General features: G+C 72.4%; 15 protein-coding genes. 10 read left to right on the plus strand and 5 right to left on the minus strand.

Translation table 11 applies throughout. The annotated features are described in order from the left end of the window. The first annotated feature begins 44 nt into the window (after positions 1–44). Complete coding sequence (locus tag L3078_RS23210) at positions 45–809, plus strand: TrmH family RNA methyltransferase (RefSeq protein WP_239760435.1); 765 nt, start codon at positions 45–47, stop codon at positions 807–809. Between the two features lie 60 nt (positions 810–869). On the opposite strand, the gene paaN is transcribed toward L3078_RS23210, so the two are convergent. Further along, entirely contained in the window at positions 870–2,576 is a 1,707-nt protein-coding gene (paaN, locus tag L3078_RS23215; RefSeq protein WP_239755880.1) for a phenylacetic acid degradation protein PaaN, read from the minus strand. A 147-nt stretch (positions 2,577–2,723) separates the two neighbouring features. On the opposite strand from paaN, the gene L3078_RS23220 reads away from it, so the two are divergent. Further along, positions 2,724–4,241 (plus strand): 3-hydroxyacyl-CoA dehydrogenase, encoded by a 1,518-nt coding sequence (locus tag L3078_RS23220; RefSeq protein ID WP_239755881.1) that lies wholly within the window; start codon positions 2,724–2,726, stop codon positions 4,239–4,241. Next, complete coding sequence (locus tag L3078_RS23225; RefSeq protein ID WP_239755882.1) at positions 4,238–4,828, plus strand: TetR/AcrR family transcriptional regulator; 591 nt, start codon at positions 4,238–4,240, stop codon at positions 4,826–4,828. The genes L3078_RS23220 and L3078_RS23225 overlap by 4 nt, the downstream gene beginning before the upstream one ends. Before the next feature lie 48 nt (positions 4,829–4,876). Here the strand turns inward: L3078_RS23225 and L3078_RS23230 are convergent, their stop codons facing one another. Beyond that, on the minus strand, positions 4,877–5,362 hold the full coding sequence (locus L3078_RS23230; RefSeq protein ID WP_239760436.1) for an Lrp/AsnC family transcriptional regulator: 486 nt from the start codon (positions 5,360–5,362) through the stop codon (positions 4,877–4,879). Between the two features lie 189 nt (positions 5,363–5,551). Here L3078_RS23230 and pdhA point away from each other — a divergent pair, with 189 nt between their 5' ends. The 6 genes from pdhA (at position 5,552) to L3078_RS23260 (ending at position 12,815) form a co-directional block, all read left to right on the plus strand. Then, on the plus strand, positions 5,552–6,688 hold the full coding sequence (gene pdhA / locus L3078_RS23235) for a pyruvate dehydrogenase (acetyl-transferring) E1 component subunit alpha (RefSeq protein ID WP_239755883.1): 1,137 nt from the start codon (positions 5,552–5,554) through the stop codon (positions 6,686–6,688). After that, on the plus strand, positions 6,685–7,689 hold the full coding sequence (locus tag L3078_RS23240; protein ID WP_239755884.1) for an alpha-ketoacid dehydrogenase subunit beta: 1,005 nt from the start codon (positions 6,685–6,687) through the stop codon (positions 7,687–7,689). The genes pdhA and L3078_RS23240 overlap by 4 nt, the downstream gene beginning before the upstream one ends. After that, positions 7,689–9,086, plus strand: a complete 1,398-nt coding sequence (locus L3078_RS23245; protein ID WP_239755885.1) for a dihydrolipoamide acetyltransferase family protein — start codon at positions 7,689–7,691, stop codon at positions 9,084–9,086. The genes L3078_RS23240 and L3078_RS23245 overlap by 1 nt, the downstream gene beginning before the upstream one ends. Positions 9,087–9,245: 159 nt before the next feature. Further along, positions 9,246–10,211, plus strand: coding sequence for an NTP transferase domain-containing protein (locus L3078_RS23250; RefSeq protein WP_239755886.1), 966 nt, complete (start codon positions 9,246–9,248; stop codon positions 10,209–10,211). After that, positions 10,208–11,611 carry a molybdopterin molybdotransferase MoeA gene (locus tag L3078_RS23255; RefSeq protein ID WP_239755887.1) on the plus strand — a complete coding sequence of 468 codons (1,404 nt, stop codon included), beginning with the start codon at positions 10,208–10,210 and terminating at the stop codon, positions 11,609–11,611. The genes L3078_RS23250 and L3078_RS23255 overlap by 4 nt, the downstream gene beginning before the upstream one ends. Before the next feature lie 112 nt (positions 11,612–11,723). Continuing rightward, positions 11,724–12,815, plus strand: a complete 1,092-nt coding sequence (locus tag L3078_RS23260; RefSeq protein WP_239755888.1) for a potassium channel family protein — start codon at positions 11,724–11,726, stop codon at positions 12,813–12,815. A gap of 61 nt (positions 12,816–12,876) precedes the next feature. On the opposite strand, the gene L3078_RS23265 is transcribed toward L3078_RS23260, so the two are convergent. Beyond that, positions 12,877–13,725 carry an ABC transporter permease gene (locus L3078_RS23265; protein WP_239755889.1) on the minus strand — a complete coding sequence of 283 codons (849 nt, stop codon included), beginning with the start codon at positions 13,723–13,725 and terminating at the stop codon, positions 12,877–12,879. After that, the gene (locus L3078_RS23270; protein ID WP_239755890.1) at positions 13,722–14,753 is read right to left on the minus strand and encodes an ATP-binding cassette domain-containing protein; all 1,032 of its coding nucleotides are present in this window, start codon (positions 14,751–14,753) and stop codon (positions 13,722–13,724) included. Before L3078_RS23270 ends, L3078_RS23265 begins: the two co-directional genes overlap by 4 nt. Before the next feature lie 416 nt (positions 14,754–15,169). Here L3078_RS23270 and L3078_RS23275 point away from each other — a divergent pair, with 416 nt between their 5' ends. Next, a complete protein-coding gene (locus L3078_RS23275) occupies positions 15,170–16,150 on the plus strand; it encodes an NAD(P)H-quinone oxidoreductase (protein WP_239755891.1) in 981 nt (326 codons plus the stop codon). 64 nt (positions 16,151–16,214) lie between these two features. On the opposite strand, the gene L3078_RS23280 is transcribed toward L3078_RS23275, so the two are convergent. Beyond that, the gene (locus tag L3078_RS23280) at positions 16,215–16,646 is read right to left on the minus strand and encodes a hypothetical protein (protein ID WP_239755892.1); all 432 of its coding nucleotides are present in this window, start codon (positions 16,644–16,646) and stop codon (positions 16,215–16,217) included. Positions 16,647–16,795 lie beyond the last annotated feature (149 nt).

Raw genomic sequence — 16,795 nt, forward strand, 5'->3', positions numbered from 1 at the left:
ACGGACCGGTGGCCGCTCCGGCAGACGGACCGGTCGTCGACCCCATGGGCGGATCGCACACTCGTCCGGGCGGCGACCCCGTGCGTGCCTGGCGCCGCCTCGTCGACACCGCCGTCCTGCTCGACGGTTTCCACGCCCTCAAGCACGCCGTGCGCTTCGGCGCCGACGTGTCGGTGGCCGTCACCGTGGACCGCGCGGCGGCGCTCGCCCTCGCCGACGACCTGGCGCCGGACGTACGCGACCGGCTCGCTGGTCTTCTTCAGGAGGTCCCGGAGGAGACGTACCGGGCGCTCGTGGCGCGTCCGCATCCCACCGAGGTCGCCGCCCTGGCCGTACGCCCCTCGCGCGAGGCGCAGCTGGCCGCGCTCGCCCGCACGCCGCGCACCACCCCGGTCGTCGTCCTGGACAACCCGCGCAACCTGGGCAACGCGGGGGCCGTGATCCGGCTGGCGGCCGGTTTCGGCGCGACCGGTGTGGTCACCACGGGCACCATGGATCCCTGGCATCCCACCGTGGTGCGCGGTGGGGCGGGGCTGCACTTCGCGACCGCCGTCGAACGCCTGACCGTGGCCGATCTGCCCCCGGGCCCCCTCTTCGCGCTCGACCCCGAGGGCGACGACATCCGGGGGCTGAAGCTCCCGGACGACGCCGTCCTGGCCTTCGGTTCCGAACGCAGCGGTCTCTCCACCGAACTGCGCGCCCGCGCCGACCACTTGCTCTCGCTCCCGATGCGTCCCCAGGTCTCCAGCTACAACCTGGCGACGAGCGTGGCGATGACCCTGTACCACTGGAGCGCGGGCTCCTTCTGACGGGACGTCGAGGTGCGCCCCCGGCGTGGCCCCCAGGGGAGCGCCCAGGGGCGTGCGCCTCTAGGCCTCGCGCCGGACCTCCACCACCCGGAAGCGGTTGGCGACGAACGCCCCGTCGCACAGCGCCGCGTTGGCCGCCGGATTTCCGCCGGAGCCGTGGAAGTCCGAGAACGCCGCGGTCTGGTTCACATAGACGCCGCCCGTGAGGTTCAGCGACAGTTGCGCGCACTCCTCCAGGCAGACCTCCTCGACGGCCTCGGCCACCTCGTCGGAGGTCGTGTACGCGCCGACGGTCATCGCGCCCTTCTCGGCGATGGTCCGGCGCAGCAGGTCCAGCCCGTCCGCCGTCGAGTCGACCGCGACGGCGAACGCCACCGGCCCGAAGCACTCGCTCATGTACGCGGCTTCGTCGTCGGTCCGCTCCCAGTACTTCCGGGCGCCGTCGAGCTTCACGATCACCGGCGTGCGGACGACCGCGTCCGGGAACTCGGGGTGGGTGACCTCTCGTGAGGGGAGCGCGACTTCGCCGAGCGAGGCGGCCGCTTCGAGGCGGGCCTTGACGTCGGGGTTCACGATCGCGCCGAGCAGTGCGTTCGCGCGCGCGTCGTCGCCGAGTAGGCCGCCGACCGACTTGGCGAGATCGGCGACGACCTCGTCGTAGGACTTGGCGCCCTCGTCGGTGGTGATGCCGTCGCGGGGGACGAGCAGGTTCTGCGGGGTGGTGCACATCTGGCCGCTGTACAGGGACAGGGAGAAGGCCAGGTTGGAGAGCATGCCCTTGTAGTCGTCGGTGGAGTCGACGAGCACCGTGTTGACACCGGCCTTCTCCGTGTAGACCTCCGCCTGGCGGGCGTTGGCCTCCAGCCAGTCGCCGAAGGACGTGGAGCCGGTGTAGTCGATGATGCGGATCTCGGGGCGGATGGCCAGGTCCTTGGCGATGCCCTCGCCGGGGCGTTCGGCGGCCAGCGCGACCAGGTTGGGGTCGAAGCCGGCCTCGGCGAGGACCTCGCGGGCGACCTGGACGGTGAGCGCGAGCGGCAGCACCGCGCGCGGGTGGGGCTTCACCAGGACCGCGTTGCCGGTGGCGAGGGAGGCGAACAGGCCCGGGTAGCCGTTCCACGTGGGGAAGGTGTTGCAGCCGATGACCAGGGCGATGCCGCGCGGGACGGGCTTGAACCGCTTGGTGAGCGTGAGCGGGTCGCGCTTGCCCTGGGGCTTGCTCCACGCCGCCTCGTCCGGGGTGCGGACCTGCTCCGCGTACGCGTAGGCCACGGCCTCCAGGCCTCGGTCCTGGGCGTGCGGGCCGCCGGCCTGGAACGCCATCATGAAGGCCTGGCCGCTGGTGTGCATGACCGCGTGGGCGAACTCGTGGGTGCGGTCGCTGATCCGCTTGAGGATCTCGAGGCAGACCGCCGCGCGCGCCTCCGCGCCCGCGTCGCGCCACGCGCGCTGGCCGGCCTTCATGGCGGGCAGCAGCGCGTCGACGTCCGCGTGCGGGTAGGTGACACCCAGCTCGATGCCGTACGGGGAGGTCTCGCCGCCCACCCAGTCGTCGGTGCCGGGCTGGCCGAGGTCGATGCGGGTGCCGAGGAGGGCGTCGAAGGCGGCTTTGCCCTCGGCCATGCCCAGGCTGCCGTTCTCGCCGTACGCCTTGGGGTGCTCGGGGTGGGGCGACCAGTACGCGCGGGTGCGGATCGCTTCCAGGGCCTGGTCGAGAGTGGGCCGGTGCTTGGCGATCAGGGCGTGCGCGGACGGTTCGGCGGCCATGCTTGACCAACTCCTCACGTCAGAGGCTCTTCGTCGAGCTCTGACCTGGGCAGGAACAGGCGGACAGAGTTAGAGTAACCGAACGATCGGTCGGGACAAGGGGGTCCGCCGCATCTGTGGACAACCCCGTGCGGGAGGATCGCGCACATGACAGCACTCGACCTCAGCAGCCCCGTGGCCGTCGTCGGCGCCGGCACCATGGGCCAGGGCATCGCCCAGGTCGCGTTGGTCGCCGGCCACCCCGTGCGACTGTTCGACGCCGCCCCCGGCCGGGCCCGTGAGGCCGCCGAGGCGATCGGCGCCCGGCTCGACCGGCTCGTCGCGAAGGACCGTATGACCGGCGCGGACCGGGACTCCGCGCGCGCCCGGCTGCACGCCGCCGAGAGCCTCACCGACCTCGCGGACTGCGGCCTCGTCGTCGAGGCGGTCCTGGAGCGGCTGGACGTCAAACAGGAGCTGTTCCGTGCGCTGGAGGACATCGTCGGCGAGGACTGCCTGCTCGCCACCAACACCTCCTCCCTGTCCGTCACGGCCATCGGCGGTGCCCTGCGCAACCCGGGCCGTTTCGTGGGCCTGCACTTCTTCAACCCCGCGCCGCTGCTGCCCCTCGTCGAGGTCGTCTCCGGGTTCGCCACCGACGTCACGTCGGCCACGCGCGCGTACGAGCTGGCGCGCGTCTGGGGCAAGACGCCGGTCGCCTGCGCGGACACCCCCGGCTTCATCGTCAACCGCATCGCACGGCCGTTCTACGCGGAGGCCTTCGCGGTGTACGAGTCGCAGGCGGCCGAACCCGTCACCATCGACGCGATCCTGCGGGAGTGCGGCGGCTTCAGGATGGGCGCCTTCGAACTGACCGACCTCATCGGGCAGGACGTCAACGAGTCCGTCACCCACTCCGTCTGGCAGGCCTTCTTCCAGGACGTGCGCTTCACGCCCTCGCTCGCCCAGCGACGGCTCGTCGAGTCCGGCCGGCTCGGCCGCAAGACGGGACAGGGCTGGTACGACCACACCGACGGCGCCGAGCGGCCCGAGCCGCACACCGCCGAGCCGGTGCCCGCGCCGGCGTACGTCGTCGTCGAGGGTGACCTCGGCCCCGCCTCCGACCTGCTCGCCCTGATCCGGGAGGCGGGCATCCCCGTCCGCGAGGACGAGGAGGACCACGGCACCCGGCTCGTCCTGCCGAGCGGAGGCCAGCTGGCCCTCGCCGACGGACAGACCTCCGTGGAGTTCCGGGACGTCGTCTACTTCGACCTGGCGCTCGACTACCGCAGGGCCACCCGGATCGCGCTCTCCGCCTCCCAGGACACCTCACCGCAGACCCTCGCCGAGGCCACCGGTCTCTTCCAGGCGCTCGGCAAGGACGTCAGCGTCATCGGGGACGCCCCCGGCATGATCGTGGCCCGCACGGTGGCGCGGATCATCGACCTCGCGCACGACGCCGTCGCCAAGGGCGTGGCCACCAAGGAGGACATCGACACGGCGATGCGCCTGGGCGTCAACTACCCGCTGGGGCCCTTCGAATGGAGCCGCAGGCTTGGCCGGAACTGGGCGTACGCCCTCCTGGACGATCTGCACCTGCGCGACCCGTCCGGGCGCTACGCGCCGTCCCTGGCGCTCTACCGCCACGCCTACGCCTCCGACAAGCGGGAGGGCACCTCCTCATGACCACCGCCAAGCGCGACACCTACACCCCGGAGACGCTGCTGTCCGTCGCCGTCCGGGTCTTCAACGAGCGTGGCTACGACGGCACGTCCATGGAGCACCTGTCCAGAGCGGCCGGTATCTCCAAGTCGTCGATATACCACCACGTCACCGGCAAGGAGGAGCTGCTGCGCCGGGCCGTCAGCCGCGCCCTGGACGGTCTCTTCGGCATCCTCGACGAGGAACCCGCGCGCGCGGGGCGGGCGGTGGAGCGCCTGGAGCACGTCGTGCGGCGCATGGTCGAGGTGCTCATGAACGAACTCCCCTACGTGACCCTCCTGCTGCGGGTGCGCGGCAACACGGACACCGAGCGCTGGGCGCTGGAGCGGCGCCGCGACTTCGACCACCGGGTCGCCGAACTGCTGAAGGCCGCGGCGGCCGACGGGGACGTCCGGGGCGACGTGGAGGTGCGGCTCGCGACCCGGCTGGTCTTCGGGATGATCAACTCGATCGTGGAGTGGTACCGGCCGGACGGGCGGGGCATGGGCGAGCGGGAAGTGTCCGAAGCGGTGGCGCACCTGGTCTTCTCGGGGCTGCGCGCGCCGGCCTGAGCGCCTACCGGGAGCGCGTGCGCCCAGGTGGGGCGCCCGGGCCTGCGCTCACCCGTCCGGTTCCACGTCCTCCTCCTCGAACACCAGCAGGGTCCGGGTGCTGAGCACCTCCGGGATGGCCTGGAGCTTGGTGAGGACGACCTCGCGCAGGGCCCTGTTGTCCGAGGTGTGCACCAGGAGCAGGACGTCGTAGTCACCGCCCACGAGGGCGATGTGGGCGGCGCCGGACAGCTGGCGCAGCTGGTCGCGGACCGTGCGCCAGGAGTTCTGCACGATCTTGAGGGTGATGTAGGCCGAGGTGCCCTTTCCGGCGCGCTCGTGGTTCACGCGCGCCCCGAAGCCCCGGATCACGCCGTCCTCGATGAGGCGGTTGATGCGTGCGTAGGCGTTGGCGCGAGAGACGTGGACCCGTTCGGCGACGGACCGTATCGAGGCGCGGCCGTCGGCCTGGAGCATGCGCAGGATGTCCTGATCTATGGCGTCCAGCGGTCGAGGGGGTGGCAGGGCCGGGCCGTGCTCCGGCGGCTCGGCCATTTGTTCAGGTGCCATGTGCCCCCGCCTCCCTACCATGGACGTACTGCGTTCATTTGAGGCTGTGCAGAACCGTTTGTCCACAGCCTGAGGGTGCCTGTAGCCAAAATGCGTCAACGACCGAACAATCGGTAGGTGAGACGCGTCACAGCCGTACCGCGTCCCTGAGCCACCCCCACGAGGAGGTGCCGTATGACGGTCATGGAGCAGCGGGGCGCGTACCGCCCGACACCGCCGCCCGCCTGGCAGCCCCGCACGGACCCCGCGCCGCTGCTGCCCGACGCCCTGCCGTACCGCGTGCTCGGCACGGACGCGGCCGCCGACGCCGACCCCGCGCTGCTGCGCCGGCTCTACGCCGAGCTGGTCCGCGGCCGCCGCTACAACACGCAGGCCACGGCCCTGACCAAGCAGGGCAGGCTCGCCGTCTACCCCTCCAGCACCGGCCAGGAGGCCTGTGAGGTCGCCGCCGCGCTGGTCCTCGAAGAGCGCGACTGGCTCTTCCCGAGCTACCGCGACACGCTCGCCGCCGTCGCCCGCGGCCTCGACCCCGTCCAGGCGCTCACCCTGCTGCGCGGCGACTGGCACACCGGCTACGACCCGCACGAGCACCGCGTCGCGCCCCTGTGCACCCCCCTCGCCACCCAGCTCCCGCACGCCGTGGGGCTCGCGCACGCCGCCCGCCTCAAGGGCGACGACGTGGTGGCGCTCGCCCTGGTCGGCGACGGCGGCACCAGCGAGGGCGACTTCCACGAGGCCCTCAACTTCGCCGCCGTCTGGCAGGCCCCGGTCGTCTTCCTCGTCCAGAACAACGGCTTCGCGATCTCCGTGCCGCTCGCCAAGCAGACCGCCGCCCCGTCGCTGGCCCACAAGGCGGTCGGCTACGGGATGCCGGGCCGCCTGGTCGACGGCAACGACGCGGCGGCCGTGCACCAGGTGCTCGCCGAGGCAGTGGCCCACGCGCGCGCGGGCGGCGGTCCCACCCTGGTCGAGGCGGTGACGTACCGCATCGACGCCCACACCAACGCCGACGACGCCACCCGCTACCGGGGCGACGCCGAGGTCGAGACCTGGCGCGCACACGACCCGATCACGCTCCTGGAGCACGAGCTGACCGAGCGCGGACTCCTCGACGAGGACGGCATCCGGGCCGCGCGCGACGCCGCCGAGACGATGGCGGCCGACCTGCGCGAGCGCATGAACCAGGACCCGGTCCTCGACCCCATGGACCTCTTCGCCCACGTCTACGCCGAGCCCACGCCCCAACTGCGCGAACAGGAAGCCCTGCTGCGGGCCGAGCTGGCGGCGGAGCAAGAAGGGGCACACCGATGACCACCGTCGCGCTCAAGCCCGCCACCATGGCGCAGGCACTCACCCGCGCCCTGCGCGACGCCATGACCGCGGACCCCACCGTGCACGTCATGGGCGAGGACGTCGGCACCCTCGGCGGTGTCTTCCGGGTCACCGACGGCCTCGCGAAGGAGTTCGGCGAGGACCGCGTCACCGACACGCCGCTCGCCGAGGCGGGCATCCTCGGCACCGCCGTCGGCATGGCCATGTACGGGCTGCGGCCGGTCGTGGAGATGCAGTTCGACGCGTTCGCCTACCCGGCGTTCGAGCAGCTCATCAGCCACGTCGCCCGCATGCGCAACCGCACCCGCGGGGCCATGCCGCTGCCGATCACCATCCGCGTCCCGTACGGCGGCGGCATCGGCGGCGTCGAGCACCACAGCGACTCCTCCGAGGCGTACTACATGGCGACTCCGGGGCTCCACGTGGTCACGCCCGCCACCGTCGCCGACGCCTACGGGCTGCTGCGCGCCGCCATCGCGTCCGACGACCCGGTCGTCTTCCTGGAGCCCAAGCGCCTGTACTGGTCGAAGGACACCTGGAACCCCGAGGAACCGCAGAGCGTCGAGCCGATCGGCCGCGCGGTCGTGCGCCGCGCCGGACGCAGCGCCACGCTCATCACCTACGGCCCGTCCGTGCCCGTCTGTCTGGAGGCCGCCGAGGCCGCCACGTCCGAGGGCTGGGACCTCGAAGTCGTGGACCTGCGCTCCCTGGTGCCCTTCGACGACGAGACGGTCGCCGCGTCGGTACGGCGGACCGGCCGCGCGCTCGTCGTGCACGAGTCCGGCTCCTACGGCGGCCCGGGCGGCGAGATCGCGGCCCGCGTGACCGAGCGCTGCTTCCACCACCTGGAGGCGCCCGTGCTGCGCGTCGCCGGGTTCGACATCCCCTACCCGCCGCCGATGCTGGAACGGCACCACCTGCCCGGCGTCGACCGGATCCTGGACGCCGTGGGGCGCCTGCAGTGGGAGGCGGAGAACTGATGGCCCAGGTGCTGGAGTTCAAGCTGCCCGACCTCGGTGAGGGGCTGACCGAGGCCGAGATCGTCCGCTGGCTCGTCCAGGTCGGGGACGTCGTCGCGATCGACCAGCCCGTCGTCGAGGTCGAGACGGCCAAGGCCATGGTCGAGGTCCCCTGCCCCTACGGCGGCGTCGTCACCGCCCGCTTCGGCGAGGAGGGCACGGAACTGCCCGTCGGGGCGCCACTGTTGACGGTGGCGGTGGGAGCGCCGGTCACCGACGGTTCCGCCGGGCGCGCGGACGCGGCCGGTGCCGCGAAGGACGAGGGCTCCGGCAATGTGCTGGTCGGATACGGCACGGGTGCGCCTCCGGCACGCCGCAGGAGGGTGCGGCCGGGGGAGCCCGCGCGATCCGTCGTGCCGGTGTCCGTTCCCGAGGCTGCCCCCGCGGCCGTGCCCGGGGGGCCGACCTCGGTGACCGGCCCGGTCCGCGCGGACGGACCCGTGCCGGTCATCTCCCCGCTCGTCCGCCGCCTCGCCCGCGAGAACGGCCTCGACCTGCGGGAACTGACGGGATCCGGGCCCCAGGGGCTGATCCTGAGGGCGGACGTGGAGCACGCGCTGCGGTCCGCCGCTCCCTCCGCCCCGGCGCCGAAGACGCAGGAGGCACCGGCCGTACGGCCCGTCGCGGTGCCCGCCGCTCGGCCTACCGCCGTGTCCGGGGCGGCGGCCGACGGCACCCGTGTCCCCCTCCGGGGCGTCCGTGGCGCCGTCGCCGACAAGCTCTCCCGCAGCCGGCGCGAGATCCCGGACGCGACCTGCTGGGTGGACGCCGACGCGACGGAGCTGATGAACGCCCGCACGGCCATGAACGCCGCCGGGGGCCCGAAGATCTCCCTCCTGGCGTTGCTCGCCCGGATCTGCACCGCCGCGCTGGCCCGATTCCCCGAGCTCAACTCCACGGTCGACATGGAGGCCCGCGAGGTCGTACGGCTGGAGCAGGTGCACCTCGGGTTCGCCGCGCAGACGGAACGAGGGCTGGTCGTCCCCGTCGTGCGGGACGCGCACACCAGGAACGCGGAGTCGCTCGGCGCGGAGTTCGCCCGGCTGACCGAGGCCGCACGCACCGGCACCCTGACGCCCGGCCAGCTGACCGGCGGCACCTTCACGCTGAACAACTACGGCGTGTTCGGCGTCGACGGCTCCACGCCGATCATCAACCACCCCGAGGCCGCCATGCTCGGCGTCGGCCGCATCGTCCCCAAGCCCTGGGTGCACGGGGGCGAGCTGGCGGTACGGCAGGTCGTGCAGCTCTCGCTCACCTTCGACCACCGGGTGTGCGACGGCGGCACGGCGGGCGGCTTCCTGCGGTACGTGGCGGACTGCGTCGAACAGCCGGCGGTGCTGTTGCGCACGCTCTGATCACCGGCTTCGCCCGTCGAGCCCGGCCAGTGAGCGCCGCTGGACCCGGCCGCCGATCGCCGCCGGGCCCCGCCGCTCCGCACCTCCGACCCGACCAGGCCCGGAACGCGCGGCCTCCCCCGCGTTCCCAGTGATCGTGACGGCACGCATACTCGGAGGGTGACCGCGTACGAGCCCCCGGGCGACCCCGGTACCGAGGTGTTCGACGCCGTCGTGCTCGCCGGAGGCGCCGCCCGGCGGCTCGGCGGCACGGACAAGCCCGCCGTGCGCGTCGGCGGACGGGCCCTGCTGGACCGCGTGTTGAGCGCCTGCGCCGGGGCCGGGACGACCGTGGTGGTCGCCGAACCCCGGCCTACCGCGCGGCCCGTGCTGTGGACCCGCGAGGAACCCCCCGGCGGCGGCCCACTCGCCGCCCTGGGGGCCGGACTCCGGCACACCACCGCGCCGTACGTCGTCGTCCTCTCCGCCGACCTGCCGTTCCTGGACGAAGGGACGGTAGGCCGGCTGCTCGACGCCCTCATGGCCGACGAGGGGACCGCCGACGGCGTTCTGGTCACCGACCCCGACGGCCGTGACCAGCCGCTTGTGGCCGCCTACCGGGCCGAGCCCCTCCGCCGTGAGCTCGCGCGGCTCGCCGCCGAGCACGACGGCCTCACCGGGCTCCCCCTGCGGCGGCTGACCGCCGCACTGCGCCTCACCCGCATCACCGACCCGCTCGCGTCCTTCGACTGCGACACCTGGGACGACATCGCCGCCGCCCGCGCACGGATCAGGGAGCATGGCCACGTGTTGGATGAATGGATTTCCGCAGTCAAGGACGAGCTGGGGATCGACCTCGACGTCGACATCACCGAGCTGCTCGACCTCGCCCGTGACGCCGCCCACAGCGTGGCCCGGCCCGCCGCCCCGCTGACCACGTTCCTGGTCGGCTACGCCGCCGCCAAGGCCGGGGGAGGCCCCGAGGCGGTCACCGAGGCCGCCCGCAAGGCCTCCGCCCTGGCCCTGCGCTGGGCCGACGAGGCCACTGCCGAGGCCGAGACGGACGCCGTGCCCGAAGCCGCCCCGGAGGTCCAGCCCCACCCCGGGCCCGGCGCCGGCCAGGACACCGGTCCGGCCGCCGGATGACCGCCCAGGACGCCGAGGAACTCGACGTGGAGGAGGCGCTGGCCGTGGCCAACGACAGGCCCGTCCGGGGGCCGGCCGAGCCCCCCTCCCCCCGCGAGACCCCCACGACGGCGCGTGCGGACCGTGAACGGGCAGGTCACGCCGACCCGCACCGGGGCAAGGACGACACCCACCACCGGGCCAAGGACGACTCCCACCACCGGGCCACCTCCTGGCCCGAGGCACGGGCCGTCGCCGAACGCGCCGCCCGCTCGGTCGGACGCCGGTCCCCCGTGTCGGTCACCGTCGACAAGGCCCTCGGCCTCGTGCTCGCCGCTCCGCTCACCGCCCTCACCGACCTCCCCTCCTTCGACACCTCCGCGATGGACGGCTGGGCGGTCGCGGGCCCCGGCCCCTGGGCGGTTCGGGAGAACGGCGTGCTGGCGGGGCACGCCGAGCCCGTACGGCTCACGGACGGGGAAGCGGTCCGGATCGCCACCGGCGCCCGTATCCCGCCCGACACGACCGCCGTCCTGCGCAGCGAGCACGGCCGCACCGACGACAAGGGGCGACTGCACCCGACCCGGGACCTCGCCCACGGGCAGGACATCCGCCCCCGAGGCCAGGAGTGCCGCAACGGCGACCAGCTGCTGCCGCTCGGTACGCAGATCACCCCGGCCGCGCTCGGGCTCGCGTCGGCCGCCGGGTACGACACCTTGAGCGTGCTCCCCCGCCCGCGCGTCGAACTGCTCGTCCTGGGCGACGAACTGCTCACCGAGGGGCTGCCGCGCGAGGGCTCGATCCGGGACGCCCTCGGCCCGATGCTGCCCTCCTGGCTCCGGGCGCTGGGCGCCGAGGTCACCGCCGTACGCCGCCTCGGTGACGACGCCGAGGCCCTGTACCGGGCGGTGAAGAAGTCGTCCGCCGAGCTCATCGTCACCACGGGCGGCACGGCGTCCGGACCCGTCGACCATGTCCATCCCACCCTGCGCCGCGTCGGGGCCGAACTCCTCGTCGACGGGGTGAAGGTGCGCCCGGGCCACCCCATGCTGCTGGCCCGGATCAAGCCGGACCAGCATCTCGTCGGCTTGCCCGGCAACCCGCTGGCCGCCGTGTCCGGGCTGTTCACGCTCGCCGAGCCGCTGCTGCGGACCCTCGCCGGGCGCGTCGCCCCGGAGCCGTACACGATGCCCCTACGGGAGGGCGTGCACGGTCACCCGTACGACACGCGGCTCGTCCCCGTCAGCCTGCGGGGGGATGACGCCCTGCCGCTGCACTACAACGGTCCCGCTATGCTCCGCGGCATCGCCACCGCCGATGCCCTGGCCGTCGTACCGCCGGGCGGCGCCCGTTCCGGCCAGGAGTTGGAACTGCTCGATCTGCCCTGGGCGACAGGGGGCATCCAGGTGTGTTTCACGTGAAACATCGATATGGCCCACCGGCCGTGCGACCAACGGTGTTTCACGTGAAACAACGGGCCATCGGGGGCGGAGTGCAGCCAGGGGATGTACGCCGAAACGGGGAGTGTTTCACGTGAAACTTCCGGGCCAGGACGCGATCGCCCGCAACGCGGACGAGCGTCACGTGACCCACCAGGTGAGACTGCCGAAAAGAGAGGTCGAGCGGCCGATCCGTCAGGTCGGCAAGCGGCTGGCGATGGCCCTCTTCGTGCTCGTCGCCACCGCCTTCATCGTCTATGCCGACCATGAGGGGTACAACGACAACTCCGACGGTTCCGTGGACCTGTTGGACGCGTTCTACTACGCCACCGTCACCCTCTCCACCACCGGCTACGGCGACATCACCCCGGTCAGTGATGCTGCCCGTTTCACCAATATCTTCGTGATCACGCCGTTGCGTGTGCTGTTCCTGATCATCCTGGTCGGCACCACGTTGGAGGTGCTCACGGAGCGCACGCGCGAGGAATGGCGACTGAACCGCTGGAGGGCGGCCTTGAGGGAGCACACCGTTGTCGTCGGCTGGGGGACCAAGGGGCGGTCGGCGGTCCAGACCGTCTGCGCGACGGGCCTGAAGAAAGAGCAGGTCGTCGTCGTGGACCCCAGCTCGAAAGCCATCGAGGCGGCGACGTCCGAGGGGTACACGGGGGTCATCGGGGACGCGACCCGCAGTGATGTGCTGCTGCGGGCGGAGCTCCAGAAGGCACGGCAGATCATCATCTCCACCGCGCGGGACGACACGGCCGTACTGGTCGCGTTGACCGCACGCCAGCTCAACCGCGGCGCGAAGATCGTGGCCGCGGTTCGGGAGGAGGAGAACGCGCCGCTGCTGAAGCAGTCCGGGGCCGATGTCGTCATCACCAGCGCCAGTGCGGCGGGACGGCTCCTCGGGCTCTCCGTGCTCAGTCCCGCTGCGGGCATGGTGATGGAGGACCTCATCCAGCAGGGCAGCGGGCTCGACATCGCCGAACGTCCGGTCATAAAGGCCGAGGTGGGGCGCGGTGTGCGGGAGACGGAGGACCTGGTGGTCAGCGTGCTGCGCGGACACCGGGTGCTCGGCTACGACGATCCGTCCATCGGCGAGCTCCAGCTGACGGACCGGCTGATCACCATCGTCCGGGCCACCCCGAGCACGAAGATCACCCCCGAGACCAAGCACCTGCCGTAGGGAAATGAAAGGGGGCCCCGGGACTACGCGTCCCGGGGCCCCCTTTTTTTGCTGCGATCGGCTACTTGCGGTTGTACAGCCGCATCGTGATCGGGCCGAAGACCAGCACGAACAGGGCGGACCAGCCCAGCGTCCAGGCGATCTCGGCCGTCGGCCACTCACCCGCCATCAACTCGCGGACCGCCGACGCCAGATGCGTGACCGGGCTGTTGTTGACGAACGCCTGGAGCCAGCCCGGCATGGTGCTCGGATCGACGAAGACATTGGACAGGAAGGTCAGCGGGAAGATCACCATCATGCTGACGCCCATCACGGACTTCTCCGTGCGAAGCATGAGGCCGAACATGGTCCAGATCCACGAGAACGCGAACGAGAAGACGATGAGCAGCGCGACCCCGGCGACCACACCCACCACGCCGCCGTCCGGCCGGTAGCCGAGGATCATGCCGACGGTGAGCATCACCACGGACGCGATCGCGTAGCGCAGGGCGTCGCCCAGCAGATAGCCGACCATCGTCGACGGGCGCCAGATCGGCAGCGAACGGAACCGGTCGAAGACACCCTTCTCGATGTCCGTGTTGACCGAGACTCCGGTGTACATCGTGATCATCACGACCGACATCACCAGGATGCCCGGCAGCAGGAACTGGATGTACTCCTCCGGGGAGCCGGCCAGCGCCCCGCCGAAGAGGTACGTGTACATCAGCACCATCATGATCGGGAAGGCGGTGACGTCGAAGAGCTGCTCCGGCACATGTTTGATCTTGAGCATGGCCCGCCAGCCGAAGGTCAGCGACGCCGAGAGAGCGCTGGGCCTCGGCGGGCGTTCCTTGGCGATGAGCAGCGCGGCGAGCGACTCGGCGCTGACGGGGGCGAGTTCCTTGTTCTCGGTGGTGGTCGCCGTGCTCATGCCGCTACCTCGTCCTTCGTCTCGGGGGCGCCGGCGGCCTGCGTGGCCGTCGCCTTGGTGTCGTGGCCGGTGAGGGCGAGGAACACCTCGTCCAGGCTGGGCTGGCCCAGCGAGAAGTTGTCGACGGTGATACCGGTGCGGGCCAGTTCGGCGAGCGCCCGGGCGGCGGCCTCGGCGGCCCCCTGTCCGTTGGCGGATCCCGCGCCGACACGCGCCGTCAGCGCCACCGGGTCCGGCTCACGCTGTACCTCGGCGTCGAGGGCGATGCGCAGCACCTCCTCGGCCTGCGGCCGCTGGGCCGCGTCGCGCAGCCGCAGATGGACGGAACCCGCCCCCACGGACGCCTTCAGCTCGCCCTTCGTGCCCTCCGCGATCACCTTGCCCTGGTCGATGACCGCGATCCGGGACGCCAGCTGGTCCGCCTCGTCCAGATACTGCGTGGTCAGCAGCACGGTCGTGCCCTGGGCGACCACCGCGCGCACGATGTCCCACACCTGGTTGCGGCTGCGCGGGTCGAGGCCGGTCGTCGGCTCGTCCAGGAACAACAGGTCGGGCGTGTTGAGGATGGACGCGGCGATGTCGATACGGCGCCGCATGCCGCCCGAGTAGTGCTTGACCTGCTTGCCGGCCGCCTCGCTCAGTCCGAATGCCTCCAACAGCTGCCCGGCGCGCTGCCGGGCCGTCCGTTTGTCGTGGCCGAGGAGCCGGGCGAGCAGCACCAGGTTCTCGGTGCCGGTGAGGTCCTCGTCCACGGAGGCGTACTGCCCGGTCAGGCTGACCCTGCCCCGTACCTCGTCGGCCTCCCGGACGACGTCGTGTCCGAAGACGTGCGCCTGGCCGCCGTCGGGGCGCAGCAGGGTGGCGAGCATCTTCACCGTGGTGGTCTTGCCGGCGCCGTTCGGGCCGAGGACGCCGTAGACCGTGCCGGCCGGCACGGCCAGGTCGACGCCGTCGACGGCCCGGGTCTCGCCGAACGTCTTCACCAGACCAGCGGTCTCGATCGCGAGGCCGGACGTCTGTGCGCTCATGTTGAGATCCTTCCGCGTACGGGGCCCGTGTCCGGGGCTACGCAAGGGGAGACCGCCGGGACCGCCGGAACTCATCGGTCGCCGCGCGGAAAAAAATCGACCGCGTCGACTGCTTCCTCCATCGGAGCGAAGCACGTCTGTCGGAGCGAAGCACGTCGGGACGGCGGAGGGAAGGCCGGATGACGTCGGGGCGCGGGTCGACGGGGGCGCGGATGCGGAGGTCGAGGGGCGGCGGGGTAGCGGATCGCGGGGTGCGTCCGCAGATTCAGGCTAGGGGGCGGCCGGGGTGGTGATGCAGGTCGGAGGCCCGGGGCGCGCGAGGGCGGTGCGGGGCGTGCGGGGGCAGTCGAGGCCGGGCGAAGGCAGGGGGGACGGGGCCGGGATCGGACAGGAGGGCGGGGGGTAGCGTCCCTCTCATGCATGCGATCACGATTCCCGAACCCGGTGGACCCGAGGCCCTGGTGTGGGACGAGGTCCCCGACCCGGTGCCCGGCGAGGGCGAAGTGCTCATCGAGGTGGCGGCGAGCGCCGTGAACCGCGCTGACCTGCTGCAGCGGCAGGGTTTCTACGACCCCCCGCCCGGCGCCTCCCCTTATCCCGGCCTGGAGTGTTCCGGCCGCGTCGCGGAGCTCGGGCCCGGTGTGGCCGGGTGGAACGTCGGCGACGAGGTGTGCGCTCTGCTCTCCGGCGGCGGTTACGCGGAGAAGGTGGTCGTCCCGGCCGGCCAGCTGCTGCCGGTCCCCTCCGGCCTCGACCTCCGACAGGCCGCCGCGTTGCCCGAGGTGACCTGCACGGTCTGGTCGAACGTCTTCATGATCGCCCACCTGCGTCCAGGTGAGACGCTCCTCGTGCACGGCGGCTCGAGCGGTATCGGCACGATGGCCATCCAGCTCGCCAAGGCCGTCGGCGCGAAGGTCGCCGTCACGGCGGGCACCAAGGAGAAGCTGGAGCAGTGCGCCGCCCTGGGCGCGGACGTCCTGATCAACTACCGCGAGCAGGACTTCGTCGAGGAGGTCCGGGCGGCCACGGACGGCAGGGGCGCGGACGTCGTCCTCGACAACATGGGTGCCAAGTACCTGGACCGCAACGTCCGGGTCCTGGCCGTCAACGGCCGGCTCGCGATCATCGGTATGCAGGGCGGCATCAAGGGTGAGCTGAACATCGGCGCCCTCCTCGCCAAGCGGGCCGCGATCAGCGCGGCCTCGCTGCGGGCCCGGCCCCGGGAGGAGAAGACGGCCATCGTCGCCGCCGTACGCGAGCATGTCTGGCCGCTGATCGCCGGTGGGCACGTACGCCCGGTCGTCGACCGGGAGATCCCCATGGCCGACGCGGCCACGGCACACCGGGTGCTGGAGGAGAGCGGCCACGTGGGCAAGGTGCTGCTGGTGGTGCCGTAGGCGCGGGCGGTCGGCCGTGCGGGCCTTGCGCCCTGAGGACCGCGCCCGTTGGGACGTCGCCGGTTCAGTACCGCCGTATGCGGAGCCCCACGAAGGCCAGTCCGAGGCCCAGGCCGATCAGAATGAGGCCGCTGCCGAGGACGAAGACCTGCAGTACGGGCTCCTCGACGGGCGCGGTGCCGGTACCGGGCGGGACGCCGGGGACGGGCAGGGCGGCGTTCCGGGACGGATCGGGGGCGAGTGTGGGGTCCGGGCCGTTTGGATCGGGAGCGGGCTCCTCCGCGGGCGGGGAGGCGTCGTCCTCCGGGCCCACGGGGCCCGCGTCCGCCCGGCCAGGCCGTTCCCGGCCCTCGCCCGCGCGGCTGCCGGCCCAGGAGGTCGCGGGGTCGGGCTCGGCGGCGTACACCGCCGGCACGGCCCCCGTCACCAGAACGACGAGCAGCCCCGCGACGAGAACCGGTCCCGTCACGCGCACCGAACGAAGCCAGGAAGCCACGACCACAGCGTCACACGCCCCCGGCATCCCGGCATCCCGGCGCTTCGGGCCGCGGGCCGCCCCGAAACCCTGTGCGGTCCCGGAGCGGCGCCGCCCGGTTTCCCGGCTCCGAGACCTTGGGCGGTCCGGAGCGGCACCGCCCGGAACCA

The sequence above is a fragment of the Streptomyces deccanensis genome (assembly GCF_022385335.1).
Lineage (GTDB): Bacteria > Actinomycetota > Actinomycetes > Streptomycetales > Streptomycetaceae > Streptomyces > Streptomyces deccanensis.